The organism is Stappia stellulata (assembly GCF_020176715.1).
Lineage (GTDB): Bacteria > Pseudomonadota > Alphaproteobacteria > Rhizobiales > Stappiaceae > Stappia.
The window spans coordinates 24,985-51,613 of sequence record NZ_JAIVMF010000018.1; the positions used below are offsets into that span (position 1 = coordinate 24,985).

Below are 26,629 nucleotides of genomic sequence, written 5' to 3' on the forward strand. Positions count from 1 at the left end.
AAATCGAAGGCGCTTGCCGCAACTTGCGGTTTACTCGATCATCCGTTCAACCGAACGGCTGCGGGAAACAGGATCGGGCAAATCGACGACCGGCATTCCGGGCATCCGGATCAAGGCAGGGCGTATCTCAAACGAGCAGGACCACGGCGCAAGGCAAGCTGGCGATCCGTCACCGAAGGGTGACACAAACCGGTCGTTTCGCCTTGCTGCCGGAACACGCAAACCAACGCGACATCAAAAACGCGCGACACCGGAAACGCAGACAGGGATCTCGGAACATGGCGGATCAGGGCGTAGGGCTTCGGTCAACTCCCGCGGAAATGGGCGGTTTGACCGACCTCGGCGAGCTTCATCACAATCTTTCGGCGCCTGCGCTTTACGAACATGCCTTGCGACGCGGCGAAGCCGTGCTTGCCGATGGTGGCGCGCTCGTGGTCGAGACCGGCGTCCATACCGGCCGTTCGCCCAAGGACAAGTTCGTCGTGCTCGACGACGCCACCCGCGACACCGTGTGGTGGGACAACAGCGCCCAGATGAGCTCCGACGCCTTCGCCACCCTGCATGCCGACATGATTGCCCATGCGCGCGGCATGTCGCTCTACGCCCAGGACCTTTACGGCGGCGCAGAGCCGGCCAACCGCATCAACGTCCGCGTCTTCACCGAATATGCCTGGCACTCGCTGTTCATCCGCAATCTGCTGATCCGGCCGGAGCGCGCCGAGCTTGCCGGCTTCGTGCCGGAGATGACGATCATCGACCTGCCGAGCTTCAAGGCGGATCCGACACGCCACGGCTGCCGCTCCGAGACGCTGATCGCCTGCGACTTCACCAACAAGATCGTGCTGATCGCCGGCACCTCCTATGCCGGCGAGATGAAGAAGTCGGTGTTCTCGCTCCTCAACTTCCTGCTGCCGGAAAAGGGCGTGATGCCGATGCATTGCTCCGCCAATCTCGGCGACGCGGGCGACACGGCGGTGTTCTTCGGCCTGTCGGGCACCGGCAAGACGACGCTTTCTGCCGACCCGTCGCGCACCCTGATCGGCGACGACGAACACGGCTGGGGTCCGGAAGGCATCTTCAATTTCGAGGGCGGCTGCTACGCCAAGACGATCAAACTCTCCGAAGAGGCCGAGCCGGAAATCTATGCCGCGACCAAGCGGTTCGGCACCGTGCTGGAGAACGTCGTTCTCGACGAGGCGACCCGCGTCCCCGATTTCGACGACGGGTCGAAGACCGAAAACACCCGCTGCGCCTATCCGATCGACTTCATTCCCAATGCCAGCGCGACCGGCACGGCCCCGCAGCCCAAGAACATCATCATGCTGACGGCCGATGCCTTCGGCGTGCTGCCGCCGATCGCAAAGCTCACGCCGGCCCAGGCGATGTACCACTTCCTGTCCGGATACACGGCGAAGGTCGCCGGCACCGAAAAGGGCGTGACCGAGCCGCAGGCGACCTTCTCGACCTGCTTCGGAGCTCCCTTCATGCCTCGGCATCCCTCGGAATACGGCAACCTGCTGCGCAGCCTGATCGCCGCGCATAATGTCGACTGCTGGCTGGTCAACACCGGCTGGACCGGTGGCGCCTACGGCATCGGCAACCGCATGCCGATCCGCGCCACCCGTGCCCTGCTCGGTGCCGCGCTCGACGGCTCGCTGCGCGACACGGAATGCCGCACCGATCCGAACTTCGGCTTTGCGGTTCCCATCGAGGTCCGCGGCGTCGACAGCAAGATCCTCGACCCGCGCTCGACCTGGGCGGAGCCGGCGGCCTATGACGCACAGGCCGCCAAGCTGGTGGAGATGTTCGTGGCGAATTTCGCGAAGTTCGAAAGCCACGTCGACGGCACGGTGCTGGCCGCAGCTCCCTCCTTTCGCGCCGCCGCCGAATAAGGCGAGCGACCTCCTGCACTGACGCAAGGGGCGGAGCCGGCAAGGCTTCGCCCCTTTGCTTTTGGGGGGCGCCGGACGGCCGTCCCTGTGCAGAGGCGCTCGGGCGGACTATATTCTGGCCAAACGGAGGAGATCCCATGCAGTCGACCGCCGACGCCAATGCCACCGACCCGCTCGCGCTGGCCGAAACCTGGACACGGGAAGGCCGTGACGTGGCCCTTGCCACCGTCGTCGAGACTTGGGGCTCCGCGCCCCGCCCGGTCGGCGCGCATCTGGTGATCGATTCGGAGGGAAACTTCGAGGGATCGGTCTCGGGCGGATGCGTCGAAGGCGCCGTCGTGGCCGAGGCCGTCGAGGTTATCTCCACCAAGAAACCTGCCATGCTCGAGTTCGGCGTCGCCGACGAAACCGCGTGGCGCGTCGGCCTGTCCTGCGGCGGACGCATCCGGGTGTTCGTCGAACCGGTCAGGCGGGACCCGGCACCGACCTAGGAAACGGTCGGGCCCTTCACCGCGCCCTGCCCTTCACCGACGCCCCTTTGCATCACGCCCGTGATCGACAGAAGCTGACCCTGATGGACATCGACCTTCTCTCCCGCTTCAATGCCGCCCGCACCGGCCGCCGGCCGGCGATCCTCGTCACCGCGCTGGACGACGCCGGCAAAGCCCAGCGCCTGATCAGCCCGGACGACGACCTTGCCGGCGACCCGCTCGCCGAAGAGGTGGCCCGCCGGTTCCGGTCGGGAAAGTCCGGCATCGTCGAGAGCGCCGACGGGACCCAGCTCTTTTTGACTGTGAGCGTGCCGCCGCCGCGTCTCGTCCTGATCGGTGCCGTCCACATCAGCCAGGCGCTGGTGCCGATGGCGCAGATCGCCGGTTTCGATGTGGTGGTCATCGATCCGCGCACCGCCTTTGCCACGCCGGAGCGCTTTCCCGGCGGAACGCTGCTCGCCGAATGGCCGGAGGACGTGCAAGATCAGGTCGCGCTCGATCCCTATACCGCCGTTGCCGCCCTGACCCACGATCCGAAGATCGACGACGCGCCGTTGCGGGCAGCCCTTGCCGCCGGGTGCTTCTATGTCGGGGCGCTCGGCAGCCGCAAGACCCACGCAAGGCGCCGCGAGCGCCTGCTGGAAGCCGGCGTCAGCGCGACGGATTTCGAGCGCCTCGATGCGCCCATCGGCGCCGATATCGGCGCGGCCTCGCCGGCGGAAATCGCAGTCGCCGTGCTTGCCAATATCATTCGCGCCCTGCGCAAAGGGCCGGAGACGGCGTCGTGAAATTCGGCCCGCTTCGCACGCGCGATGCGCAAGGCGCCCTGCTCGCCCACACCATCCGCCTCGACGGGGGCGCCTTGAAGAAGGGGCACTGCCTGCAAGCCGAGGACATCCGCAGGCTTGAAGCGGCACGGATCGAGGAGGTCGTTGCGGCGCGTCTCGAAGCAGACGACTGCCATGAGGACAGGGCCGCGGAGCGACTCGCGCAGGCCGCCGACGGCGGCGGGCTCACCCTCGCCCCGGCCTTCACCGGCCGGGTCAACCTTCATGCAGCAACCGACGGTCTCCTCATCGTCGATGCCGCCGCCATCAATGCGGTGAACCGGGTCGACCCGGCGATCACGCTGGCCACCCTGCCGGCTTTCGAGAGGGTGACGGGCGGGCGCATGGTCGCAACCGCAAAGATCATTCCGTTCGCCGTCGGCGAGGAGGCGATTTCCCGGGCCGAGAGTGTCGCGCGGGCGGCCGTGCGCGTCGCGCCGTTTCGCGCCCGCAGCGTCGGGCTCGTCGCAACGACGCTGCCGCATGTGAAGCCCGCAACGCTCGACAAGACACGGCGCATCACCGAGGCCCGGCTCGCCGTCTCCGGCTCAAGGCTTGCAGGCGAGTTGCGTGTTGCCCACACCGTCGCCGACGTCGCCGGCGCCATTCGCGACCAGGTTGCCGCCGGCGTCGACATGGTTCTCATCTTCGGAGCCTCCGCGATCGTCGATCCGGCGGACGTGATCCCGCAAGGCATCCGGGCAGCGGGCGGCGGCGTGGATCATTTCGGCATGCCGGTCGATCCGGGCAATCTCCTGCTGATCGGCCATATCGGCAAGGTCCCGATCATCGGCGCTCCGGGCTGCGCGCGCAGCCCCAAGGAAAACGGTTTCGACTGGGTGCTCGACCGCTACATGGCGGACTGTCCGGTCACCCCGGACGACATCATGGCAATGGGGGTCGGCGGCCTCCTGATGGAAATCGGCACACGCCCGCAACCGCGAGAAGCTTCGCCCGGCCGCGCGGCGCGGGCCCACAGGGTCGACGGCATCCTGCTCGCCGCAGGCCAGGCGCGGCGGGCCGGCGGTATCAACAAGCTTCTGGCGACAATCGACGGCGAGCCGGTCGTGCGCATCGCCGCGCGCAACGCCCTTGCAAGCGGCCTCGCCTCGCTCACCGTGGTCACCGGCCACATGGGCCGGGAGATCGAGGCCGCGCTGGACGGACTGCCGGTGACGATCGTCCACAATCCGGATTACGCCGAGGGCATGGCCGGTTCCATTCGCGCAGGCGTCACCGCATTGCCGGAGGCCGCAGACGCCGCGCTCATCCTTCTTGCGGACATGCCGGAGGTCACGGCGGAGGCAATCGACCGGATGATTGCGACCTATGCGCCGGAGGCCGGCGTCCTGGTGGTCGGCGCCGCGCATGAGGGCAAACGCGGAAATCCGGTGCTCTGGGACAAGAGCCACTTCGAGGCGCTGGCCCGACTGGAAGGCGACAGCGGCGCCCGGCACCTGCTCGACCAGCATCCGGACGATCTGGCACTGGTCGAAACGGGTCCCGGCGCCCGGCTCGACCTCGACACGCCGGAGGCGCTTGCCGCGGCGGGCGCCGTCCCGCCGCGGCATACCCCCGCCCGGGATTGACCTTTTCCGGCTTCTGTCCCGTAATGTTGCGCGTCGAGGTCCGGCGGACCCGCGACGGAAGAGGCCGGCAACCCCACTCGCCGTGATGCCGTCCCGACAAGGCCCGCCCGTCAGAGGAGGAGAGGGCATGACCCACGAACTGACACCCGCAAGCCGCGCAGGGGCCGGCGTGAGAGTGCCGGGCGCGCTGTCGCGGCGCAGCCTTCTGGTCGCCGGCGGTGCGGCCCTTGCCTGCGCGGCGCTGCCGACGCCCGCCATCGCATCCTCGAAGTGGTTCGACGGAACCCTGGAAGACAACGGGTTTGCCTATCGGCGCACGAATTTCTCGGTGATCAAGCCGCAGTGGCGCCGACAGATGGTCAAATATCTGTCCGAGGAATCGCCGGGCACCGTCGTCGTCGACACCCGCAATCACTTTCTCTACTGGATCTGGGAAAACAACACGGCGCTGCGCTACGGGGTCGGCGTCGGTCGCGACGGCTTCAAATGGTACGGACGCGCGCAGATCAAGCGCAAGGCGCTATGGCCGCGCTGGGTCCCGCCTCCCGAGATGCTCCAGCGCCAGCCGGACCTTCCCCGCCTGGTGAAAGGCGGGGCGCCGAACAACCCGCTCGGCCCGCGCGCGCTCTATCTGCATCACGACAGCGGCGCGGACACAGGTTACCGGCTGCACGGCACGCTGGAACCCTGGAGCATCGGCAGCGACGTCTCCTCCGGCTGCATCCGCATGTTCCCGGAAGACGTGATCGATCTCTACCAGCGCTGTCCGGTCGGGACACGTGTCTCGGTTCTGGAGCATCTGGGTGCGGGGTCGCAGGACGGATGACGCACATCAGGAGCTCCAGCCGCGTGACGACAGCAAACGCCAGACGTCTCGCCCTCGGCCTTGTGCTGGTGGCCGGTTCGGCCGCCCTCGCCGGCTGCAACACCACGGACACGGTCGCCACCCCCAATGTCACCAACGCCCCGGCGATCGGTTTCGCCAATATCGCTCCCGGGAGCGAAGAGGCCTTCATGCTCAATGTCGGTCGGCGGACCTATTTCAAGCCGGGGTCCGCGGAGATCGACGAAACCGCGCGCATGACGCTCGACAAGCAGGCCGACTGGCTGAACAGGAACGCGGGCTGGTACGCCAAGATCCAGGGTTTTGCCGACGATCCCGGCACCGAAGCGCAAAACACGTCCCTGTCGACCAAGCGCGCCAATGCCGCCATGGCCTATCTGGTCTCGAAGGGCGTCGCGCCCGGACGGCTCTGGGCCAAGGGCTACGGTACGGAGCGCAAGGTCCGCCATTGCCCGGAAGAAGAATGCAAGGCACAGAACCGTCGTGTCGTGACCAACCTGCGCGAGGAAAAGGAACGCTGAAACAACGTGGTATCCAGGCGGGGCCGCATCCGCTCGCCTGATTGCGTTAACCACAATGCTGCACTGCAATAATTACATGGCTCCCATGCAGGGGATGCGCTTGGCGCGGAGCGTTGTGACACTTATATTACAGAAAGAATTTCTCATGCCGGGCGGCGGTCATGCCCCCGGCATTCTTGCACAACTTCGTCCGATGACATCCTCGTGCGATGACATGACCGCTCCTGAGGGGCGCAAGGGCCTTACCGCCCGCCGGATGATGGGTGCGCCTGAACAAAGGTAAGCAACGCCATGACTGATCTTCGACTTCCGCGCGCCGGCCAATGCAAGTGGGCTGAAGGAACAGGCGGCAATTACTCCTTCCCGTGCCGCAACCGCGTCGAGGCAGGGGTGTCCTACTGCGACGAGCACCGCGCGCTCGTCTATATCTCCCCGGAAGAGCGCCGCCGCAACCGCGAGAATGCGCCGATCGCCTTCCGCGCCCAGAAGCGGATCGCCGCCTGAGACCTTGCACGCGACGGGAAACGCCTTTCCCGGTCGTCACACATGATCCACCGTTCAAGAGCCGCCGGCGACCGCGCCGGCGGCTCTTTCGTTTCCCCTCCCCGCGCGCTGTCGCGGCAATCCACGCCCTCACGGGCTGCGTAGCCGGTAGAGAACGCAAACGTCCCCCCTCCCCGCGCTCCGGATACCTGCCCGCCCATGACATCCACCGTCCTCATCCCCGTTCTTGGCGACCAGCTCACGCTCGACCTCGCGTCGCTTCGCGACGCCGACCCTGCAACGGCGCGGGTGCTGATGATGGAGGTCGTTGAAGAAACCGAGTACGTCGCGCACCACCGCAAGAAGATCGCCTTCCTGTTCTCGGCCATGCGCCACCATGCCAGCGCGCTCGAAAGCGCGGGATGGACCGTCGACTATGTAACGCTCGACGATCCGGACAACAGCGGATCCTTCACCGGCGAGATCAAGCGCGCGGTCGCCCGTCATTCGCCAGACAGCATCCGTGTCACGGAGCCCGGCGAGTGGCGGGTGCTTCAGGCGATGAAGGGCTGGGAAAAGCAACTCGGGGTCCCGGTCGAGATCTGCCCCGACGACCGTTTCCTGTGCTCGCATGACGCCTTCGCCAAGTGGGCGGAAGGCCGCAAGCAGCTGCGCATGGAATATTTCTACCGGGACATGCGCCGCAAGACGGGGCTCTTGATGGACGGTGACGATCCGGTCGGCGGGCAATGGAACTTCGATGCCGACAATCGCATGCCGGCGACGGGCGACCTGTTCATGCCCTCACCGCGACAGTCGACGCCGGACGAGACCACCCGCGCGGTGCTCGACCTCGTGGACAGGAACTTTCCCGACCGGTTCGGCGACCTCGAGCCGTTCTGGTTCGCGGTCACGCAAAAAGACGCGAAGGCGGCGCGGACCCATTTCATCAAGACCGCCCTGCCCGGTTTCGGCGACTATCAGGATGCGATGCTGGCCGGGGAACGGTTCCTCTATCACTCGGTCCTGGCGCTGTATCTCAATGCGGGCCTGCTCGACCCCTTGGAGACCTGTCGCGCGGTCGAGGCCGCCTATCACGACGGCCATGCGCCGCTGAACGCGGTTGAGGGGTTCATCCGCCAGATCATCGGCTGGCGGGAATATGTGCGCGGGATCTACTGGCTGAAGATGCCGGACTACGCGCAGGAGAACTTTCTGTCCGCCGACCGCGACCTGCCCGAATTCTACTGGACTGCCGACACGAAGATGGCCTGCGTCCGCGATGCGGTGGAACAGACGCGCGAGCAGGCCTATGCCCATCACATCCAACGGCTGATGGTCACCGGCAACTTCGCACTGCTGTCGGGTGTCGAGCCGCGACAGATCCACGAATGGTATCTCGCCGTCTATGCCGATGCCTATGAATGGGTGGAATTGCCCAACACGCTTGGCATGAGCCAGTTCGCCGACGGCGGGCTTCTCGGTTCAAAGCCCTATGCGGCGAGCGGCAACTACATCAACAAGATGTCCGACTACTGCAGCGGCTGCCACTACGACGTGAAGGACAAGACCGGCGAGAACGCCTGTCCATTCAATCCGCTCTACTGGGACTTCCTGCTGCGCAACAAGGAGGTTCTGGGCAAAAATGCCCGCCTGGCCCAGCCCTATCGCACCTGGGAGCGGATGAAACCGGACACCCAGGCCGCCTATCGCACGGCCGCGCGCCGCACCCTCGACAGGCTCGATCGCGGAACGCTCTGACAGGCCCGTCCCCGACCGGCGGCGGTCCCCCGATCGCGCCGCCCAATCGCGCTGTGCAAACCAGTCCCGCTGTGCAAACGCAAAAACCCCCGGCAGTGCCGGGGGTCAAAATTTGCGCGCAAACTGCCTTCGGCGTCTGTCGCCGAGCGCGGCTTACTTCGGACGCTTGGAACCGTAGAGCGAACGGCGCTTCTTACGATCCTTGACGCCCTGGGTGTCGAGCACGCCGCGGATCACGCGGTAGCGCACACCCGGAAGGTCGTTCGGTCCACCACCGCGCACGAGCACGACCGAGTGCTCTTGCAGGTTGTGGCCCTCGCCCGGGATGTAGGCGGTGACTTCGTTGCCATTGGTCATACGCACGCGGGCGACCTTACGCAGAGCCGAGTTCGGCTTACGCGGCGTGGTCGTGTACACGCGGGTGCATACGGCGCGCTTCTGCGGGTTTCCGGCCAGCGAAGGCGTCTTGGACTTCTTGACGGTCGGCTTGCGGTTCTGACGAACCAACTGATTGATTGTCGGCATAGGTTGCTTGCGGCTTGTTTTTGAGGAATGTCTTGGCCGCTTCGTATAGGGGGAGCGACCGGCTTTGTCAAAGGGAGATTGCCGCGCAGGCAAGGTTTCTGCGCGCGCGGCAATCTACACGTCGAGATTGGCCACGGACAGGGCATTGTCCTGGATGAACGTGCGGCGCGGATCGACGTCGTCGCCCATCAGCTTGGTGAAGATATCGTCGGCCGCATCGGCCTCGCGCACCTTCACCTGCAGCAGCGAACGCGCATGGGGGTCGAGGGTCGTTTCCCAGAGCTGCTCGGCATTCATCTCGCCAAGGCCCTTGTAGCGCTGCATGGAAATGCCCTTGCGCCCCTGGGCGAAGACCGCCGCCAGCAGCGCGCGCGGCCCGCGGATCGGCGTGTCCGTATCCTTGCGCGTGAGCGTCGCCGCCTTGCCGAAGACCTCCTGAAGGGTCGCGGCACGCGCGTCGAGCTTGCGCGCATCGGCGGAGGCGATCAGCGCCGCGTCGATGGTCGCCACTTCCTTCACGCCGCGCACGATACGCTCGAACACCAGATCGCCATTGTCGAGAACCCGGCCTTCCCAGCCGCGCTCGAATTCATCCGCCAGAATGTCCATCCGGCGCGCGATATAGGCGGCCGCCTCCCGCGCACGTTCCGGATCGTCATGGACATCCGGGTTGAGCGCCCCGGCGATGATCGCCTGTTCCACCACATCCCGGTCGTAGCGGGAGTGCAGGCCGTCCAGCGTGTGGGCCACGTTGCGGGCCGTCTCGACCACCGCACGCAGATCCTGCCCGGTGCGCACCTCGCCATTGGCAAGCGTCAGCGCGCAATCCTCCAGACCGGTGTCGATCAGGTAGCGCTCCAGCGCGTCCTCGTCCTTCAGATACTGCTCGGAGTTGCCACGCTTCACCTTGTAGAGCGGCGGCTGGGCAATATAGATGTGGCCGTGCTCGATCAGGTCCGGCATCTGGCGGAAGAAGAACGTCAGGAGCAGCGTGCGGATATGGGCGCCGTCGACGTCGGCGTCCGTCATGATGATGATCTTGTGATAGCGCAGCTTCTCGAGATTGAACTCTTCCTTGCCGATGCCCGTGCCGAGCGCGGTGATCAGCGTGCCGATCTCGTTGGAAGAGAGCATCTTGTCGAAGCGCGCCCGCTCGACGTTGAGGATCTTGCCGCGCAGCGGCAGGATCGCCTGATTTTCACGGCTGCGGCCCTGCTTTGCGGAGCCGCCGGCGGAATCGCCCTCCACCAGGAAGAGTTCGGCCTTGGCCGGGTCGCGCTCCTGGCAGTCGGCGAGTTTTCCCGGCAGGGAGGCAATATCGAGGGCGCCCTTGCGGCGGGTCAGCTCGCGCGCCTTGCGCGCGGCTTCGCGGGCGCTGGCCGCTTCCACGATCTTGGCAACGAGCACGCGCGCCGGCGCCGGATTTTCCTCCAGCCAGGTCGACAGCGTCTGGTTGATGATGTTTTCCACCACCGGCCGCACTTCCGAGGACACGAGCTTGTCCTTGGTCTGCGAGGAGAACTTCGGATCCGGCACCTTCACCGACAGGACGCAGGTCAGGCCCTCGCGGCAATCGTCGCCCGTAAGCGAGACCTTCTCGCGCTTCAGGATCCCCGACTGGTCGGCATACCCGGTCATCTGGCGGGTCAGCGCCCCGCGGAAGCCGGCAAGATGGGTGCCGCCGTCACGCTGGGGGATGTTGTTGGTGAAGCACAGAACCTGCTCGTGATAGCTGTCGTTCCACCACAGCGCCGCCTCCACGGTGATGCCATCGCGCTCCGCCTTCATCACCACCGGATCCGCGATCAGCGGATGCTTGGCGCGGTCGAGATAGCGCACGAAGGCCTCGAGCCCACCTTCGTAGTAAAGCTCGACGGCGACATCCTCGACGCCGCGCTTGTCGGTCAGGAGAATGCGAACGCCGGAGTTGAGGAACGCCAGCTCGCGCAGACGGTGCTCCAGCGTCGCGAAATCGAACTCCGTCTTGGTGAAAGTCTCGGTCGAGGGCAGGAAGCTCACTTCCGTGCCCTTGCGCCCTTCGGACTCGGCAACGACCTTCAGCGGCGACACGGCATCGCCGTGCTCGAAGCGCATGGCGTGCTCCTTGCCGTTGCGCCAGATGCGCAATTCCAGCCAGGACGACAGCGCGTTGACGACGGAGACGCCGACCCCGTGGAGGCCACCGGAGACCTTGTAGGAATTCTGGTCGAATTTGCCGCCCGCATGCAGCTGGGTCATGATCACTTCGGCCGCCGACACCCCCTCTTCCGGGTGCAGTTCGGTCGGAATGCCGCGGCCGTTGTCGGAGACGGTCACCGAGCCGTCGGCATTGAGCGCCACCGTGACCCGGTCGGCATGACCGGCCAGCGCCTCGTCGATGGCGTTGTCGACGACCTCATAGACCATGTGATGCAGGCCCGACCCGTCGTCGGTGTCGCCGATATACATGCCGGGACGCTTGCGCACCGCATCCAGGCCCTTGAGGACCTTGATCGAGCCGGCGCCATAGGCATCCGGATCCTGCGGGAGGGTCGGGTCGTTTTCGCTGGGCGTCGGTGTGTCGTTCATACGAATCAATCGCTCACTGGGTGACGAGTTTAAAGAGGTTATACGGGGTAACGAGCCGCATTCAACCAACCGAAACCGGCCTTGGACGGCGAGATGCGGATCGCGCCCGGGCCGCGCATCGGACCGGTCCCGCCGCCAGCCCGGACAAGCCCGGAAAACACAATGCTGCCGGGAGCTTGGCCGACATCTCGCGGTCGCGGAAACGTCAACGCGTGGCCACCGCGACGGCGGCGCCCGCCATCACCGAGCCCGCAAACCTGTTGAGCAGTCGAACGGCCCTTGGACTGGAAATCAGCCGGCGCGCGCGATCTGCGAGCACGCAATAGGCGCCAAGCACCAGGGCGAGCACGGCGAGGGTAACCAGACTGAGCTCGAGATAGCCGATCATCGTGACCGTTTCGAGGGCGATGATGTTGGGCAGAAGCGCAAGATAGAAGACCATCACCTTGGGGTTTCCCATGGTCACGGCGAGACCGCCCATCATCAGTTGGAAAGGGCGCGCGGTGCGGGGCCGCGGCACGCCGCCAAGTCCGCTGTCGCCGCTCGCCGTCCACATCTTCCAGGCAAGATAGAGCAGATAGGCCGCCCCCAGATACTTGATCACCAGGAAGGCCACCCCGAACGTCTTCGCAACCACCGCGAGACCGGCCACGGCGAAGCCGAGCCAGATCACGTCGCCGAGGGCGACGCCGAGGCAAAACGCCATGGCGCCCTCGCGACCGTGCGCGAGCACGCGCGCAACGATCGCTGCGATGCCGGGACCGGGGATCGCCGCCATCACCATCAGGGACAGCGCAAAGACCGCAAGAGCAGAGAGTTCCATCGAGGGAGGGATCCTTTTGGAGATTACGCCGCACTATAGGGAGAAACGCGTCCGTTTGCGACCTTTAGTATCCGGCTTGCCTCCGGCAGTTCGGCGAACAGGAACGGATCCGTGCCGGTCATCATCACCTGCAGGCCAAGGTCGGCAAGACGCGCAAAAAGCGCGCGGCGGCGGTCGGGATCGAGATGGGCCGCGACCTCGTCGAGCAGCAGCAGCGGCGTCAGGCCGGCGGTGGCCGCGGCCACTTCCGCATGCGCCAGAACCAGGCCGATCAACAGGGCCTTCTGCTCGCCGGTGGAGGCAAGCGCGGCCGGCATGTCCTTGGCGACATGGCGCACCGTCAGGTCCGAGCGATGCGGCCCCTGGAGCGTGCGTCCCGCCGCCCGGTCGCGATAGCGGCCGGCGGCGAGCATCTCGCGATAGGCATCTTCCAGATCGCCCGCCGCAACCCCGGCGGCGCTGTCCTCGAAGCCTCCGGTAAGGAGAACGTCGGCCTGCGGAAACGGCTGTCCGGCCTCGGCCTGGGAGGCCATGCGCTCGCGCAGCAGGCTCACGGTCTCCTGCCGGGCATAGCTGACGGCGACGGCGAGCGGCGCAAGCTGCGCCTCCACCGCATCGAGGAAGGCATCGGACCCGCGCTCGTCGAGAAGGCGATTGCGCGCCCGCAGGGTCCGCTCCAGATCCGCGACCCGCCGCCCGTGTCCCGGATCGATGGCCAGAACCAAGCGGTCCAGAAACCGTCGCCGGTCGCCCACCGGTCCGGTGAACAAGCCGTCCATGGAGGGCAGAAGCCAGAGAACCCGCAGATAGTCGAGAAGCATTTCGGAGCTGCGCGCGTCAGATCCGTTGATCCGGATCCGACGACCGGGATCGCCGGCGGTGTGCCCGACCCCGATTCGCGTCTCGCCGCCGATGCCCTCGACCCGCGCCGACACCGCCCAACCGTGCGGCGCGCCGCGGCGCGCCAGATCTTCAAGGGCTGCACGGCGCAGGCCGCGGCCCGCCGTCAGCAGCGAGATCGCTTCAAGGAGGTTGGTCTTTCCCGCGCCGTTTTCCCCCACGAGGGCGACCATCGGCGCATCGAAGGTCACGGAAAGCGTTTGGTAGTTCCTGAAATCAGACAAGGTGAGGCTGCGCAGGGCAACCCTGACCGGCTCGCCCATCGCGCGCCTTTCTTTCTCCGATCTCGCGGCCTGCGGATCACCCCGCCGGTCAGACCCGCATCGGCATCAGGACATAGAGTGCGTCTTCCACGCCCTTGTCCTGGATCAGCGTCGGCGCGCCGGCGTCGGCAAAACGGAACGACGCCGTGTCGCCGCGCAACTGACCGGCGATCTCCAGCAGATAGCGCGAATTGAAGCCGATCTCGAGCGGATCGGACTCATAGTCGACCGCCAGTTCCTCGGTTGCCGACCCGGAGTCGGGATTAACCACCGTCAAAACCATCCGCCCTTCGGAAATCGCCAGTTTCACGGCCCGCCCGCGCTCCGACGAGATCGTCGAGACACGGTCCACCGCCGACTTGAACTCGTCGCGGTCGACCAGCATTTCCTTGTCGTTGTTCTGCGGAATGACGCGACCGTAATCCGGGAACGTCCCGTCGATCAGCTTCGAGGTCAAGATGACATTGCCGGTGGTGATGCGGATCTTGGTCTCGGAGATCTCGATCCGCGCTTCGGCATCCGGGTTTTCCAGAAGCTTCTGCATCTCGCCGACCGTCTTGCGCGGCACGATGATGCCCGGCATGCCGGTGGCACCGGACGGCGCCGGAATTTCGGCGCGCGCCAGGCGGTGACCGTCGGTCGCGACACCGCGGAAGCGCTCGCCCGCCTCGGTCGCGACGGCATGCATGTAGATGCCGTTGAGATAGTAGCGCGTCTCCTCGGTGGAGATCGCGAACTGCGTGGCATCGAGCACCGTGCGCATGTCGCGCGCGGTCAGCGTGAAGGAATGGGTGAAATCGCCGGCCGTGATGTCCGGGAAATCCGATTCCGGCAACATCTGCAGCGCGAAGCGCGAGCGCCCGGCGCGGATCTCCAGCGTCGCATTGTCGCCGGAGGTCTCGAGCGCGACCTGGGAGCCCTCGGGCAGCTTGCGCACGATGTCGTAGATCATGTGCGCGGGCACGGTCGTTGCGCCCGGCTGCTCCACATGCGCCGCGATGCGCTCGGAGATTTCGAGATCGAGATCGGTCGCCTTCAACGCCAGCTCACCCGCCTCGCAGCGCAACAGCACATTCGAAAGGATCGGGATGGTGTTCCGGCGTTCGACGACACGGTGGACATGGGTCAGGGACTTCAGGAGATCCGTCCGCTCAAGCGTCACTTTCATTGTGTCGTCCGTTGTCAAATGCGTTGGCACCGGGAGGCCGCGTCCGCAAGGATAAGCCGCGACGGCGAAATGGGCGTCGACACTGGCCCTTGGCGCTGCAAAAAGCAAGAGGCAAGCGCCCGATTGCCGCCCATTATCCGCAGAAAACCGCCGCTTGCGGGAAAGCGGCGGTTTTGGGCAGCGGGCCTGCAGTTGCAGGTCGATACCGGCACATGGGCCGCGCCGCTTTCGCCCCGCACTCACGCGCGCGACGGACCACGGCCGCGCCTCTCGGCGCTCCGGCCTCAGGCGTCGAGCATGCGCTTCAGCAGATCGATTTCCTGCGCGAGCGTACTGTCGTTGCGGCTCAGGTCCTCGATCTTGCGAACGGCGTGCAAGACGGTGGTGTGGTCTCGGTTGCCGAAGCGACGCCCGATTTCCGGCAGGGAGCGCGGGGTCATCATCTTGGCGAGATACATCGCGATCTGACGCGGACGCACGATGGTCCGGGTGCGGCGGGCCGACAGAAGGTCGGCCTTCGACACGCTGTAGTGTTTCGACACCACGCGCTGGATGTCCTCGATCTTCACCCGCCGCGGCTCGGTGTTGCGCACCAGATCGCGCAGGGTCGCCTCGGCCATCTCCTGGGTGACCGGCTGGTTGGTCAGCTGGTTGTGGGCGATCAGCCGGTTGAGAGCGCCTTCAAGGTCGCGGCCGGAGGTGCCGACGTTGCGCGCGACATAGTCGAGGACGCTCTCGGGGATGGCAAAGCTCGGATGGGCACGGCGCACCGTATCGACGCGGCCGGTAAGGATCGCGCGGCGCAGGCCGTAGTCCGGCTCGGAGATCGCCGCGACGAGGCCGCCGGCCAGACGCGAGCGCATCCGGTCGTCCAGCGTCTCCAAATCGGAGGGCGGACGGTCCGCCGCGACGACGACCTGGCGGGCACCATCGATCAAAGCGTTGAGCGTGTGGCAGAATTCCTGCTGGACCTGCTTGCCGTGAAGGAACTGCATGTCATCGATCAGCAGGAGATCGATGGTGCGCAGCGTGTCCTTGAACGCCAGCGCGGACTGCGCCTTCAGGGCGGCGACGAAGCGATACATGAAATGTTCCGCCGTCAGGTAGAGCACCCGCTTCCCCGACGCCCGCGCAGAACTCGCGATCGCCTGCATCAGGTGCGTCTTGCCAAGCCCAACGGAGGCATGGACATACAGAGGATTGAAGGTGACGGCACTCGCGGTCGCGATCTGGCGCGCCGCAGCGAGAGCCAGGGCATTGGACTCGCCCTCGACGAAGGAGTCGAACGTGTATTTCGGATCGAGCGAGGCGCCTTCCAGCCCGTCCGGCATCGGGGCCGCGGTGCGCGGCTGGGCGGCCGGCGCCATGCGCGCCACATCGGATCCGGCCACGGCTTCCAGACGCGGCTTGTCGGCCGCCTTGAGCGACGGCGAGGGACGCACGGACCCGGCAAGCGCGGCCTGAGGCGCAGGGCGGGCACGAACGGCGCCACGGACCGTCAGTTCGATGCGCAGAACATCGTCGCATTCGCGCTGCCACAGACCGATCAGGCGCTCGAGATAATGCGACTGAATCCACTGCTTGAGGAAGCGGGTCGGAACGGAAAGGCGCACGATGCCATTGGCGTGATCCTCAAAATCGACCCGGGCAAACCAGCTTGTGAAGACATCTTCACCCAGTTCGGCTCGCAGCCGCTTCTTGACACGAACCCAGTGGTCTGCACCTGCGAGTTCAGTCGCCGGCATCTCCTGCAAGTTCATCGTGATCGCCTCCTTGTCCAACGGGAGTGTCCGCCGCCGCAGAACCCGCTGTACCTTTGTTTTTTCATCGTTTTTTACCCGACGACCTCTGGCGCTGGCGCGCAAAGCCCGTCCGGAGCGGATGAGCCGCGTCCGTTGGCATTGTGTGAAGCGTGGCAGGACGTCGGCGTGGTTGGTCGCGGATGCAAGAAGCATCGCCGCCAAACCCCGACCCGTCAGGCCGCGCGTGGGTTGAATGATCCAGTGTTGCCCGGCGGACGGGGATGTCCGACCGGTCGGCTCAGCCGGGGCGGGCTAAGGATCGCGCCTGACCGCTTTCGCCGAATTCGGAGCGGCACAGAAAGTCCATTGCGCGTTCATCGTCAAGCCCCTCATTTTCATTTTCGTTTCGCGAGACCAAGGCAAGCCAGCCGGTTGCCCCGCATTGTTCCCGATAGCTCCGTCGGACGGGCCAAGCATTTTGTCGCGGGCCTTGTCGCCCGTCTTGCCACGCCCTTGATGTCCGCAAATCCATCACCTTAATCAGACAATAAAACTCGCTCCACCAAACGTAATTTGGCGGCGCTCATGCCATTTTTTAAGGATTAAAAGCTTCCTACTCGAAGATCCCAAGTGGCCGAAGCCAAGACCTCCAGACAAGCTTATGACGAGACCGGAAGGGGTTACAAGAACCACCCAATGTATATTTTTGACAAAAATATATCATTGCTCTTCCAGAGGCCCTTAGTCGATTTCTTGTTTCGATTTACCCGGGCGACTGCCCGATGAAGTGACCATACACAGCCCAATTCGGGCTCGCAACAGCGACGGAGAGCAATTCGTTAACGCAGTGCGAACCCTGCCCCGTCTTCGGCCTGCCTGTCCCCGGCACTGCATTTTGGAAGGCGTTTTGACTCAATGCATTTTGGCGTTCGCACACCCGACAAATCCCATTTTGCTGTGCACGAAAAAAAATTTGTCGAGTTCATTCTTGACACGCCCCAAACCCGCACGACAACCGAAGCCAGCAAGCTACATCCAGTTAAATAATTGATATTATTGATATTTCTTTGCCATGAAGCCTCGCCGCGGCACCCCGCGATTCGGCTCATGTATTTAGACGGATTGCAAGGCGGAAAGAGTGCGCCGGCAAAAGAAAAACCCGACCAAAAGGCCGGGTTCAACATCTCAAATCACCGCAAAATGTCAGGCGCTAAGCGCTTTGATCCGCGAGTTCAGCCTGGAGATCTTCCGGGCTGCCATATTGCTGTGAAAGACGCCCTTGGTTACCGCCCGCATAAGTTCCGGCTGGGCAGCCTTGAGCGCGTCGTTGGCCGCCGACTGGTCACCGGAAGCAATTGCCTCCTCAACCTTGCGAAGGTGCGAGCGCACCCTGGTACGGCGGGCCTTGTTGATGGCCGTGCGGCGCTGGATCTTGCGTGCCGCCTTCTTGGCCGAAGGGGTGTTGGCCATGGTGTGTCCTGATGCGTTACGTGAACATTCTGGCTCGTCACGATCGAGGCGCCAGATGTCACCCCGGTCAAACGAAAGCGGCGGCGGAACACTCCGCCACCGGTCGACTTGGCTTATAGTGGCCCACCCGGCGCGCGTCAACGTGAAAGTCGCAGCACTCGCCGGTTTCCGCCGGGCGCTTACCGGTTCTTGAACTGCGGCGACCGTTTCTCGACAAAGGCGGCCATGCCTTCGCTTTGATCCTCGGTCGCAAACATCGAATGGAACACCCGGCGTTCGAAGCGAATGCCTTCCGCAAGCGTGGTCTCATAGGAACGGTTGACGCTCTCTTTCGTCATCATCGCGATGGGCAGGGAGAAATCCGCGATCTTCTCCGCCACGCGCATCGCCTCGTCGACGAGTTCGTCAGCGGGAATGACCCGGCTGACAAGACCTGAGCTTTCCGCCTCCGCCGCGTCCATCATGCGCCCGGTGAGGCACATTTCCATCGCCTTGGACTTGCCGACGAACCGCGTCAGGCGCTGCGTGCCGCCGGCACCCGGCATGACGCCAAGGGTGATTTCCGGCTGACCGAACTTGGCCGTGTCGGCGGCCAGGATAAAGTCGCACATCATCGCCAGTTCGCATCCGCCGCCGAGCGCGTAGCCGGCAACGGCGGCGATGATCGGCTTGCGGAACCGCGAAACCTCATCCCAGGAGGTGATGAAATCGCCGGTATAGGCCTCGACATAGGAGAGCGAGCTCATTTCCTTGATGTCGGCGCCGGCAGCGAAGGCCTTCTCCGACCCGGTCAGAACCACGCATCCGATCTTGTCGTCGCTCTGGAACTGGGCCAGGGCATCATTCAACTCCGCGATCAGGGCCGAATTCAGCGCGTTCAACGCCTTCGGGCGGTTGAGGGTGACAAGAGCCACGCGGCCCCGTTTCTCAACCTGAATATTCTCGTATCCCATGGAACCTCCGGCAATCCGCGCGGCATCAATCCTCAACGCCGCTCCCAATACAGAAGGGGTAGCCGATGGGCGCATCCGCCGCAACCGCGCCGGACGCGCGTGCCGGCCGGCATCCGCAGAGGGCCTAGGTCTGGCAGCGCGGACAGTGGAAGCTCGAGCGGCCCGACTGGACGGCGCGAACGATCGTGCCGCCGCAGCCCTCCTTCCGGCACGTCTCCCCCTCCCGGCCGTAGACCTTAAAGCTGTGCTGGAAATATCCAAGCTCGCCATCCGCCTGGCGGTGGTCGCGCAGGGTCGATCCGCCGGCGGCGATGGCGGCATCGATCACGTCGCGGATCGCCGTGGCGAGCCGGTTCGCTTTCGCGCCCGCCCGTCCGGTCTTGCCCGCCAGGGTACCGGCCGCGCGCAGCGGCGACAGTCCGGCATCGTGGAGCGCCTCGCAGACGTAAATGTTGCCGAGCCCGGCGATGATGCGCTGGTCGAGAAGAGCCGCCTTGAGCGAGGTCGCCTTGCCCGCGAGCACGCTTGCGAGATAGGCGCCGTCGAGCGCGTTGCCCGTCGGTTCGATTCCGAGCTTGCAGAAATAGGGGTGGGCGTTCATCTCCGCGCGGCGCACCAGCGTCATGAAGCCGAAGCGGCGCGGGTCATTGTAGACGACCCGCATCGGCTGACCGCTCGCGCAGCGCAGGCGAAAGACGACATGATCGTGCTTGCGCTCCTCCGAGCGCGGATAGTGGAAGGCGCCCGGCGTGCGCGGCTGTGCGTCGGGCCCGGCGGCAGCCGGATCCTCGATCCGGAACGCCCCCGACATCCCCAGATGCATCACCACCGCCTCGCCGTCGTCGAGATCGGCCAGCAGATATTTCGCCCGCCGGCCGAGGGAGACCACCTGCCGCCCCGTGATCCGCTCCGCGAAGCCGGCGGGAAAGGGAAACCGCAGGTCGGCGCGCGCCAGCGCGACCTCCTCGATCCGCGCGCCCTCCATCACCGGCTGCAAGCCGCGGCGGACCGTTTCGACCTCAGGCAACTCGGGCATGGCATGCTCTCCCTTGAGGGACAGGCGTCGCGCACGACACGTGTCCCGCGACCGTCTCACGCGCTTGCATACAGAAGTGTCGTTCCGCGTCAACGCAAAGGCCTTCAGGCTGGTGCGGGGACCGATCGCCGCAGCCGCCATGCGCGGCGCAAGGCGCTCGTGACCTCTTGGGGAAAATGCTGTAAGGCAACCGGCAGAGGCGGCACCGGGCGATTTCCGGCGCAGCCGGACGACAGGCGGGAGACAGGTGATGCCGGGCAGCACGAACGGAAACGACACGCGCGCGCAAGGGCCCGAAATGGCGACGAGCTTCGGTTTCCGCACCGTGGCAAGTGGCGAGAAGCAGCCGCTCGTCAACGATGTCTTCCATCAGGTCGCGGCACGCTACGACGTGATGAACGACCTGATGTCCGGCGGGCTGCACCGCCTCTGGAAAGACGCGATGGTCGCAGCCCTTGCCCCTCCGAAGAGCGACCGGCGGGCCTATTCGGTGCTCGATGTCGCCGGCGGCACCGGCGACATCGCAACGCGGATCGTGCGCCAGGGCGGCAAGGCGACCCGGGCCGTCGTCTGCGACATCAACGGTTCGATGCTTTCTGTCGGCCGCGAGCGGGCGCAAAAGGCCGGGCTCGGCGACGTTCTGCGCTTTGTCGAGGGCAATGCGGAGGACCTCCCCTTTCCCGACCGCAGTTTCGACGCCTATACGATCGCCTTCGGCATTCGCAATGTGCCGGATATCGCCAAGGCGCTGCGCGAAGCCAGGCGCGTGCTGAAACGCGGCGGCCGTTTCTTGTGCCTGGAGTTCAGCCAGGTCGATGTCCCGGCTCTCGACAAGGTCTATGACGCCTTTTCCTTCAACGCGATCCCGACCATGGGCCGGATGGTCACCGGCGACGGCGAGCCCTATCGCTATCTGGTGGAATCGATCCGCAAGTTTCCGCATCAGGAGCGTTTCGCGCAGATGATCCGCGATGCCGGCTTCTCGCGCGTGACCTACCGCAATTATTCCGGCGGCATCGCCTGCCTGCATTCCGGCTGGGCGGTCTGAAGCGCAGATGGCCGTGATCGCACTCTTCCGGCTTGCCCGCGCAGGCTACGTGATGGCCCGCGAGGGCGTTTTCGGCATCGTCGACCTTCCCGACCTGCCGCCGGCGCAGCGCTATGCGCTGAAGATGGTGCGGCTGCTGGAGCGCCGCTCCGCCCGCGACAAGGCCGCGAACAAGCGCTTGTCGGATGCGCTCACCCGGCTCGGCCCCTCCTACGTCAAGCTCGGCCAGTTCCTCGCCACACGACCCGACGTCGTGGGCCGCGACATGGCGAGCGACCTGACCGCGCTTCAGGACCAGATCCCGCCGTTTCCGATGGAAGCGGCGCGCAAGGTGGTGGAAGAGCAGCTTGGCAAGCCGGTGGAGGCCTTGTTCGAGACCTTCGGGCTGCCGGTCGCCGCCGCCTCCATCGCCCAGGTTCACCCGGCGCAGGTCCGCGACAGCGACGGCCACCTGCGGGCGGTCGCGGTCAAGGTGCTGCGCCCCGGCGTCGCCGAACGCTTCCGGCGCGACCTGCGCAGCTTCTACCTGATCGCCCGGCTGGTGGAGCGGTTCCATCCGCCGTCGCGCCGGCTCAGGCCGCTTGCCATCGTCGACACGCTGGCGCGGTCCGTCGAACTAGAAATGGACTTCCGGCTCGAGGCGGCCGGGCTGTCAGAAATGGGCGAAAACACCGCCGAGGATCCGGGCTTTCGCGTTCCGGCCGTCGACTGGCCGCGCACGGCCAAATGCGTGCTGACGATGGAGTGGATCACCGGCCGCAAGCTCTCCGACGTCAAGGGATTGGCCGCCGACGGTCACGACCTTCCGGCGGTCGGCGCCAACATCATCCAGTCCTTCCTGCGCCATGCGGTGCGCGACGGCTTCTTCCACGCCGACATGCACCAGGGCAACCTGTTCCTGGAGCCGGACGGTACGCTGGTCGCCGTCGACTTCGGCATCACCGGGCGCCTTGGACGCACCGAGCGGCGGTTCCTGGCGGAAATCCTGTTCGGCTTCATCACCCGCGACTATCGCCGGGTGGCGGAAGTGCATTTCGAGGCGGGCTATGTCCCGTCCGACCAGGATGTCGATGTCTTCGCCCAGGCGATCCGCGCCATCGGCGAGCCAATCCACGGCCATGACGCTTCCGAGATCTCGATGGCGCGACTGCTGACGCAGTTGCTCGAGGTCACCGAACTCTTCAACATGCGCACCCAGCCGCAACTGATCATGCTGCAAAAGACGATGGTCGTTGTGGAAGGGGTTGCCCGTACCCTCAACCCGCATCTCGACATGTGGCGCACCGCCGAACCGGTGATCCGCAGCTGGATCGAGCGCAACCTCGGCCCGGCCGGACGCCTGCAGGACGCTGCCGGAGGCCTGACGGCGCTCGGACGCCTGGCCGCCGATCTGCCGCTGATGGCGGATCGCGCGCAGCGCCTGTCCGGGGAACTGGAACGCATGGCGGAAAAGGGGCTGCGGTTCGACGCCGAGACCGCCGAGGCCATCGGTCGCGCCGAGGCCCGCCACAGCCGCTCCGGCCGTCTTGCCCTTTGGGTGATTGCCGCCCTGCTGGCCGTCGCGGTCTTCGGCTAGAACCGGCTTTGCGGCATCAGTCCTGCGGTGGCGCAAACGCGGCGAAAACTTCCGCGCCCGTCATGGTCTCGGTCTTGTCCGCCAGCGTGTAGAAGGGCGGCTTGCTGTCGGTGAAGACCTGCAGGGTGAGACAGAGGTCGGATTGCTGGTCGAGAAGCCCGGCCGCGATCTGATACTCGTCGCTGTCGACGATGTGATAGAACAGGTTCGATCCGCATGTCGCGCAGAAGCCGCGTTCCGCCCAATCGGAGGAGCGGAACCTGGTGATGCTGTCCTCGCCCTGGAAGACCACATCGCTGCAGGTCACCTCAAAGTACGGCCCGGAGGACCAGCGCCGGCACATGTCGCAATGGCAGGCCCCCGCTTTCGGCCCATCGGCGACGCCTGAGATTTCGACCGCGCCGCACATGCATCTTCCGGTCAGCTTCACTTTCTCTGTCATGCTCCTGCCGCCTTTCCGTTCGTGCGAGCCTTGCCATTTCTCCACGTAGCATGGCCGGACTGCAACCGGTTTGACCTCGATCATCCTCGCCACGGCGACATCGGCAGAGCGAAACCTTGCCCGCAAGCGGACCGACGCAGGCCGCCGCTAGCCCTTCGGCGGGGTAACACGGCGCAGCGTCAGATTGATCCGCCCGTCGTCCTTTACGAGCTCCGACGTTCCCTTGATGATCCGGTCGACGCCGTGGTGGGCAAGTCGCGCGGCACCCCCAAGCACAACCGCGTCGCCAGAGGCCAGCCGGATCGACCGGGTCGGATCCCGCCTTTGTAATCCGCCGATCCGGAAAACGGCCGTCGCACCGATCGAGATCGACAGGACCGGCGCATCAAATGTCTCCTCGTCGCGATCCTGATGAAGCCCCATGCGAGCATCGGGACCGTAGAAATTGATCAGGCACGCCTCCGGGTCGGGGGCATCCGGGCAGATGTCGCGCCACGCATTGGCGAGGCTCCGGGGCATGGGTGGCCAGGGGTCCCCGGTTTCCGGATGCATTGTCTGGTAGCGGTAGCCGTTGGGGTCGGACACCCAGCCAAGCGACCCGCAATTCGACATCCGGACGGAAAACGGCTTTCCGGTTTTGGGCATGCGGGGAAGAAACAGCGGCGCTGCCTGAACGACAGCGCGGATCTCCTCTAGGAGGCTTTCCTGCGCCGCCCGATCGAAATAGCCGGGCAGAACCCTGAAACCGGGCAGCATCTCGAACGTCCGACGGGTCATCTGGCAGTGTAACGCATCTTCATCGCGGTCATTCTAACGCTGTGGGCGCGCGAAAAAACCCCAAGCGATCAAGCGGCCAAAGAAAAAGCCCGGAGCGTGTCCGCTCCGGGCCTTGAATTTTCGATGTGCGTGTCGGCGCATCAGTTCGATGCGACAGCCCGCTCCATCTCGCGAAGGTGGTCGAGCGCGATCTGCGCCCGCTCGCGCGCGGCGTCATCGCCGGCATCGGCCAGGTCTTCTTCCGCCTCGCGGATCTGCCGGGCGATGTCGTCGGCCTTCAGATCGGCCATCGGCACCGCAACTTCCGCCAGAACCGTCAGCCCCTTGGGGCCCGCTTCGGCGAAACCGCCGCGGACGAAAAAGGCCTCGTCGGCTGCAGACGGGCGCGACACCGTGAGCACGCCGGGGCGCAGGGTCGATATCATCGGAGCATGTCCGGCCATGACGCCGAACTCACCCTCGACGCCTGGAACCACGACCTGGGTCGCCTCTTCCGACAGAAGAAGCCGCTCCGGGGAGACGAGTTCGAACTGGAATGCTTCGGCCATGTCGTGCCTCGGTCCTTGACTGTCTTACGCGGCTTCCGCAGCGAGCTTCTGGGCCTTCTCGACGGCTTCCTCGATGGAGCCGACCATGTAGAAGGCGGCCTCGGGAAGGTGGTCGTACTCGCCTTCCACCAGACCCTTGAAGCCCTTGATCGTGTCTTCGAGCGCGACGAGCTTGCCCGGCGAGCCGGTGAAGACCTCGGCCACGAAGAACGGCTGCGACAGGAAGCGCTCGATCTTACGGGCGCGGGCCACGGTGAGCTTGTCCTCTTCCGACAGCTCGTCCATGCCGAGAATGGCGATGATGTCCTGAAGCGCCTTGTAGCGCTGCAGCGTCGCCTGCACGGCACGGGCCGTCTCGTAGTGCTCGTCGCCGATCACGCGCGGGTCGAGCATGCGCGAGCTGGAGTCGAGCGGATCCACGGCCGGGTAGATGCCCTTTTCGGCGATGGAGCGGTTCAACACCGTCGTCGCGTCGAGGTGGGCGAAGGTCGAGGCCGGCGCCGGGTCGGTCAAGTCGTCGGCAGGGACGTAGACGGCCTGCACCGAGGTGATCGAGCCCTTGGTGGTGGTGGTGATGCGTTCCTGCATCGCACCCATGTCGGTGCCAAGCGTCGGCTGGTAGCCCACCGCCGAGGGAATACGGCCGAGAAGCGCCGACACTTCCGAGCCCGCCTGCGTGAAGCGGAAGATGTTATCGACGAAGAACAGCACGTCCTGGCCCTTGTCGCGGAAGTCTTCCGCAACGGTCAGACCGGTCAGGGCGACGCGGGCGCGCGCTCCGGGAGGCTCGTTCATCTGGCCGTAGACAAGCGCGGCCTTGGAGCCTTCGCCGCCGCCTTCCTTGTTCACGCCGGATTCGATCATTTCCCAGTAAAGGTCGTTGCCTTCACGGGTGCGCTCGCCGACGCCGGCGAACACGGAGTAACCGCCGTGCGCCTTGGCGACGTTGTTGATCAGTTCCATGATGAGAACGGTCTTGCCGACGCCGGCGCCGCCGAACAGGCCGATCTTGCCGCCCTTGGCGTAAGGCGCGAGCAGGTCGACGACCTTGATGCCGGTGACGAGGATCTCGGCTTCGGTCGACTGCTCGACGAAGGACGGGGCTTCCTGGTGGATGCCGCGCTTCGCCTCGTGCGGGATCGGACCCGCCTCGTCGACCGGCTCGCCGATCACGTTCATGATGCGGCCCAGCGTACCGTCGCCGACGGGAACCGAAATCGGCTCGCCGGTGTCGGTCGCGGCCTGGCCGCGCACGAGACCCTCGGTCGCGTCCATCGCGATGGTGCGAACCGTGTTCTCGCCAAGATGCTGGGCAACCTCAAGCACCAGACGGGTGCCGTTGTTGTCGGTTTCCAGCGCGTTCAAGATCGGCGGCAGGTGCTCGTCGAACTGTACGTCGACCACGGCGCCGATGACCTGGGTGATCCGTCCGACTGTTTTTTCAGCCATATTGCTATCCTCGTCTCGATCCGGTCAGAGCGCCTCGGCGCCCGAGATGATTTCGATCAGCTCCTTGGTGATCTGAGCCTGCCGCTGACGGTTGTAGCTCAGCGTCAGCTTGTCGATCATTTCACCGGCATTGCGTGTCGCATTGTCCATCGCGCTCATCCGCGCGCCCTGTTCGGACGCGGCGTTTTCCAGCAGACCCCGGAAGATCTGGACGGAAATGTTGCGCGGCAGAAGTTCCGCAAGAATCTCGCCCTCGTCGGGCTCGTACTCGTAGACGGCCTCATTGCCTTCCGGCAGCTCGGCCTCGGCGTTCTCGAAGGTCGCCGGAATGAGCTGCTGCGCGGTCGGCACCTGGCTGATCACCGACTGGAAGCGGGCGTAGAACAAGGTGCAGACATCGAATTCGCCATCATCGAACATCTGCCGCACGAGGGTGCCGATCTCGTCGGCATTCTCGAAGGCGACCCGCTTGACGTGACGAAGCTCGATCGTCTTGACGATATGCTTGCCAAGATCCCGCTTCAGGCTGTCGAAGCCCTTCTTGCCGACGCAGACGATCTTCACCGTCTTGCCGGCAGCAAGCAGGGACTTGGCCCGCTCGCGCGCCAGCTTGGCGATCGAGGCGTTGAAGCCGCCGCACAAGCCGCGCTCGGCGGTCGCGACGACCAGAAGATGGACATCGTCCTTGCCAGTTCCGGCGAGCAGGAGCGGCGCGTCGTCGCGCCCCTCGAAGGCCGTGGCAAGGTTGGCCAGAACGGCTTCCATGCGTTCCGCATAGGGCCGCGCAGCTTCCGCAGCCTCCTGCGCGCGACGCAGCTTCGCCGCGGCCACCATCTGCATGGCCTTGGTGATTTTCTGCGTCGCCTTAACGGAGGCGATCCGGTTTCTTAGTTCCTTCAGGCTCGGCATGGCCGCCCCTTGTCCTGGATGCCG

At 65.3% G+C, this 26,629-nt stretch carries 24 protein-coding genes; 10 read left to right on the forward strand and 14 right to left on the reverse strand.

What is annotated here, in order from left to right:
- Positions 1 to 320: 320 nt before the first annotated feature.
- The 8 genes from LC092_RS17680 (at position 321) to LC092_RS17715 (ending at position 8,408) form a co-directional block, all read left to right on the forward strand.
- Entirely contained in the window at positions 321 to 1,892 is a 1,572-nt protein-coding gene (locus LC092_RS17680) for a phosphoenolpyruvate carboxykinase (protein ID WP_263627194.1), read from the forward strand.
- A 137-nt stretch (positions 1,893 to 2,029) separates the two neighbouring features.
- Entirely contained in the window at positions 2,030 to 2,383 is a 354-nt protein-coding gene (locus LC092_RS17685; RefSeq protein WP_224808696.1) for an XdhC family protein, read from the forward strand.
- Positions 2,384 to 2,466: 83 nt separating this feature from the next.
- On the forward strand, positions 2,467 to 3,171 hold the full coding sequence (locus tag LC092_RS17690; protein WP_224808698.1) for an XdhC family protein: 705 nt from the start codon (positions 2,467 to 2,469) through the stop codon (positions 3,169 to 3,171).
- Positions 3,168 to 4,799, forward strand: a complete 1,632-nt coding sequence (locus LC092_RS17695; RefSeq protein WP_224808700.1) for an NTP transferase domain-containing protein — start codon at positions 3,168 to 3,170, stop codon at positions 4,797 to 4,799. Before LC092_RS17690 ends, LC092_RS17695 begins: the two co-directional genes overlap by 4 nt.
- A 127-nt stretch (positions 4,800 to 4,926) precedes the next feature.
- Positions 4,927 to 5,625: a L,D-transpeptidase gene (locus LC092_RS17700; protein ID WP_224808701.1), complete on the forward strand. Its 699-nt coding sequence runs from the start codon at positions 4,927 to 4,929 to the stop codon at positions 5,623 to 5,625.
- Positions 5,622 to 6,164 (forward strand): OmpA family protein, encoded by a 543-nt coding sequence (locus LC092_RS17705; protein WP_224808703.1) that lies wholly within the window; start codon positions 5,622 to 5,624, stop codon positions 6,162 to 6,164. Before LC092_RS17700 ends, LC092_RS17705 begins: the two co-directional genes overlap by 4 nt.
- Positions 6,165 to 6,455: 291 nt before the next feature.
- On the forward strand, positions 6,456 to 6,668 hold the full coding sequence (locus LC092_RS17710; protein ID WP_224808704.1) for a GcrA family cell cycle regulator: 213 nt from the start codon (positions 6,456 to 6,458) through the stop codon (positions 6,666 to 6,668).
- Positions 6,669 to 6,866: 198 nt separating this feature from the next.
- Positions 6,867 to 8,408, forward strand: a complete 1,542-nt coding sequence (locus LC092_RS17715; protein ID WP_224808706.1) for a cryptochrome/photolyase family protein — start codon at positions 6,867 to 6,869, stop codon at positions 8,406 to 8,408.
- A 153-nt stretch (positions 8,409 to 8,561) separates the two neighbouring features.
- Here LC092_RS17715 and rpsL read toward each other — a convergent pair whose 3' ends face one another.
- The 9 genes from rpsL to mutM form a co-directional block, all read right to left on the reverse strand.
- On the reverse strand, positions 8,562 to 8,933 hold the full coding sequence (gene rpsL / locus LC092_RS17720) for a 30S ribosomal protein S12 (RefSeq protein ID WP_029057738.1): 372 nt from the start codon (positions 8,931 to 8,933) through the stop codon (positions 8,562 to 8,564).
- Between the two features lie 114 nt (positions 8,934 to 9,047).
- Positions 9,048 to 11,501 (reverse strand): DNA topoisomerase (ATP-hydrolyzing) subunit B, encoded by a 2,454-nt coding sequence (gene gyrB, locus LC092_RS17725; protein ID WP_224808708.1) that lies wholly within the window; start codon positions 11,499 to 11,501, stop codon positions 9,048 to 9,050.
- A gap of 205 nt (positions 11,502 to 11,706) precedes the next feature.
- Positions 11,707 to 12,324 carry a LysE family translocator gene (locus LC092_RS17730; protein WP_224808710.1) on the reverse strand — a complete coding sequence of 206 codons (618 nt, stop codon included), beginning with the start codon at positions 12,322 to 12,324 and terminating at the stop codon, positions 11,707 to 11,709.
- A gap of 23 nt (positions 12,325 to 12,347) precedes the next feature.
- Positions 12,348 to 13,487, reverse strand: a complete 1,140-nt coding sequence (gene recF / locus LC092_RS17735; RefSeq protein WP_224808712.1) for a DNA replication/repair protein RecF — start codon at positions 13,485 to 13,487, stop codon at positions 12,348 to 12,350.
- A 49-nt stretch (positions 13,488 to 13,536) separates the two neighbouring features.
- A complete protein-coding gene (gene dnaN / locus LC092_RS17740; RefSeq protein WP_224808713.1) occupies positions 13,537 to 14,655 on the reverse strand; it encodes a DNA polymerase III subunit beta in 1,119 nt (372 codons plus the stop codon).
- 284 nt (positions 14,656 to 14,939) lie between these two features.
- Positions 14,940 to 16,415, reverse strand: coding sequence for a chromosomal replication initiator protein DnaA (dnaA, locus tag LC092_RS17745; RefSeq protein WP_224808714.1), 1,476 nt, complete (start codon positions 16,413 to 16,415; stop codon positions 14,940 to 14,942).
- 1,185 nt (positions 16,416 to 17,600) lie between these two features.
- A complete protein-coding gene (gene rpsT / locus LC092_RS17750; protein ID WP_224808715.1) occupies positions 17,601 to 17,867 on the reverse strand; it encodes a 30S ribosomal protein S20 in 267 nt (88 codons plus the stop codon).
- Between the two features lie 179 nt (positions 17,868 to 18,046).
- Positions 18,047 to 18,820, reverse strand: a complete 774-nt coding sequence (locus LC092_RS17755) for an enoyl-CoA hydratase (RefSeq protein WP_224808716.1) — start codon at positions 18,818 to 18,820, stop codon at positions 18,047 to 18,049.
- Between the two features lie 124 nt (positions 18,821 to 18,944).
- Positions 18,945 to 19,856 (reverse strand): bifunctional DNA-formamidopyrimidine glycosylase/DNA-(apurinic or apyrimidinic site) lyase, encoded by a 912-nt coding sequence (gene mutM, locus LC092_RS17760; protein WP_224808717.1) that lies wholly within the window; start codon positions 19,854 to 19,856, stop codon positions 18,945 to 18,947.
- Positions 19,857 to 20,106: 250 nt separating this feature from the next.
- On the opposite strand from mutM, the gene ubiE reads away from it, so the two are divergent.
- Both ubiE and ubiB read left to right on the forward strand, forming a co-directional pair.
- Positions 20,107 to 20,904: a bifunctional demethylmenaquinone methyltransferase/2-methoxy-6-polyprenyl-1,4-benzoquinol methylase UbiE gene (ubiE, locus tag LC092_RS17765; protein ID WP_224808718.1), complete on the forward strand. Its 798-nt coding sequence runs from the start codon at positions 20,107 to 20,109 to the stop codon at positions 20,902 to 20,904.
- Positions 20,905 to 20,911: 7 nt separating this feature from the next.
- Positions 20,912 to 22,480, forward strand: a complete 1,569-nt coding sequence (gene ubiB / locus LC092_RS17770) for a 2-polyprenylphenol 6-hydroxylase (RefSeq protein WP_224808719.1) — start codon at positions 20,912 to 20,914, stop codon at positions 22,478 to 22,480.
- A 16-nt stretch (positions 22,481 to 22,496) separates the two neighbouring features.
- Here ubiB and LC092_RS17775 read toward each other — a convergent pair whose 3' ends face one another.
- The 5 genes from LC092_RS17775 to LC092_RS17795 all read right to left on the reverse strand — a co-directional run bounded on the left by LC092_RS17775 (position 22,497) and on the right by LC092_RS17795 (position 26,605).
- On the reverse strand, positions 22,497 to 22,922 hold the full coding sequence (locus tag LC092_RS17775; protein WP_224808720.1) for a GFA family protein: 426 nt from the start codon (positions 22,920 to 22,922) through the stop codon (positions 22,497 to 22,499).
- Positions 22,923 to 23,069: 147 nt separating this feature from the next.
- Entirely contained in the window at positions 23,070 to 23,699 is a 630-nt protein-coding gene (locus LC092_RS17780) for an alpha-ketoglutarate-dependent dioxygenase AlkB family protein (protein ID WP_224808721.1), read from the reverse strand.
- Positions 23,700 to 23,839: 140 nt separating this feature from the next.
- The gene (locus LC092_RS17785; protein ID WP_224808722.1) at positions 23,840 to 24,247 is read right to left on the reverse strand and encodes a F0F1 ATP synthase subunit epsilon; all 408 of its coding nucleotides are present in this window, start codon (positions 24,245 to 24,247) and stop codon (positions 23,840 to 23,842) included.
- Between the two features lie 24 nt (positions 24,248 to 24,271).
- Positions 24,272 to 25,696 (reverse strand): F0F1 ATP synthase subunit beta, encoded by a 1,425-nt coding sequence (gene atpD, locus LC092_RS17790; RefSeq protein ID WP_224808724.1) that lies wholly within the window; start codon positions 25,694 to 25,696, stop codon positions 24,272 to 24,274.
- 24 nt (positions 25,697 to 25,720) lie between these two features.
- Positions 25,721 to 26,605 (reverse strand): F0F1 ATP synthase subunit gamma, encoded by an 885-nt coding sequence (locus LC092_RS17795; protein ID WP_224808725.1) that lies wholly within the window; start codon positions 26,603 to 26,605, stop codon positions 25,721 to 25,723.
- Positions 26,606 to 26,629 lie beyond the last annotated feature (24 nt).

Coding starts and splice junctions, on each gene's coding strand:
- LC092_RS17680 (WP_263627194.1), top strand. CDS start 321: ATGGGCGGTTTGACCGACCTCGGCGAGCTTCATCACAATCTTTCGGCG.
- LC092_RS17685 (WP_224808696.1), top strand. CDS start 2,030: ATGCAGTCGACCGCCGACGCCAATGCCACCGACCCGCTCGCGCTGGCC.
- LC092_RS17690 (WP_224808698.1), top strand. CDS start 2,467: ATGGACATCGACCTTCTCTCCCGCTTCAATGCCGCCCGCACCGGCCGC.
- LC092_RS17700 (WP_224808701.1), top strand. CDS start 4,927: ATGACCCACGAACTGACACCCGCAAGCCGCGCAGGGGCCGGCGTGAGA.
- LC092_RS17705 (WP_224808703.1), top strand. CDS start 5,622: ATGACGCACATCAGGAGCTCCAGCCGCGTGACGACAGCAAACGCCAGA.
- LC092_RS17710 (WP_224808704.1), top strand. CDS start 6,456: ATGACTGATCTTCGACTTCCGCGCGCCGGCCAATGCAAGTGGGCTGAA.
- LC092_RS17715 (WP_224808706.1), top strand. CDS start 6,867: ATGACATCCACCGTCCTCATCCCCGTTCTTGGCGACCAGCTCACGCTC.
- rpsL (WP_029057738.1), bottom strand. CDS start 8,933: ATGCCGACAATCAATCAGTTGGTTCGTCAGAACCGCAAGCCGACCGTC.
- gyrB (WP_224808708.1), bottom strand. CDS start 11,501: ATGAACGACACACCGACGCCCAGCGAAAACGACCCGACCCTCCCGCAG.
- LC092_RS17730 (WP_224808710.1), bottom strand. CDS start 12,324: ATGGAACTCTCTGCTCTTGCGGTCTTTGCGCTGTCCCTGATGGTGATG.
- recF (WP_224808712.1), bottom strand. CDS start 13,487: ATGGGCGAGCCGGTCAGGGTTGCCCTGCGCAGCCTCACCTTGTCTGAT.
- dnaN (WP_224808713.1), bottom strand. CDS start 14,655: ATGAAAGTGACGCTTGAGCGGACGGATCTCCTGAAGTCCCTGACCCAT.
- dnaA (WP_224808714.1), bottom strand. CDS start 16,415: ATGAACTTGCAGGAGATGCCGGCGACTGAACTCGCAGGTGCAGACCAC.
- rpsT (WP_224808715.1), bottom strand. CDS start 17,867: ATGGCCAACACCCCTTCGGCCAAGAAGGCGGCACGCAAGATCCAGCGC.
- LC092_RS17755 (WP_224808716.1), bottom strand. CDS start 18,820: ATGGGATACGAGAATATTCAGGTTGAGAAACGGGGCCGCGTGGCTCTT.
- mutM (WP_224808717.1), bottom strand. CDS start 19,856: ATGCCCGAGTTGCCTGAGGTCGAAACGGTCCGCCGCGGCTTGCAGCCG.
- ubiE (WP_224808718.1), top strand. CDS start 20,107: ATGCCGGGCAGCACGAACGGAAACGACACGCGCGCGCAAGGGCCCGAA.
- ubiB (WP_224808719.1), top strand. CDS start 20,912: ATGGCCGTGATCGCACTCTTCCGGCTTGCCCGCGCAGGCTACGTGATG.
- LC092_RS17775 (WP_224808720.1), bottom strand. CDS start 22,922: ATGACAGAGAAAGTGAAGCTGACCGGAAGATGCATGTGCGGCGCGGTC.
- LC092_RS17780 (WP_224808721.1), bottom strand. CDS start 23,699: ATGACCCGTCGGACGTTCGAGATGCTGCCCGGTTTCAGGGTTCTGCCC.
- LC092_RS17785 (WP_224808722.1), bottom strand. CDS start 24,247: ATGGCCGAAGCATTCCAGTTCGAACTCGTCTCCCCGGAGCGGCTTCTT.
- atpD (WP_224808724.1), bottom strand. CDS start 25,696: ATGGCTGAAAAAACAGTCGGACGGATCACCCAGGTCATCGGCGCCGTG.
- LC092_RS17795 (WP_224808725.1), bottom strand. CDS start 26,605: ATGCCGAGCCTGAAGGAACTAAGAAACCGGATCGCCTCCGTTAAGGCG.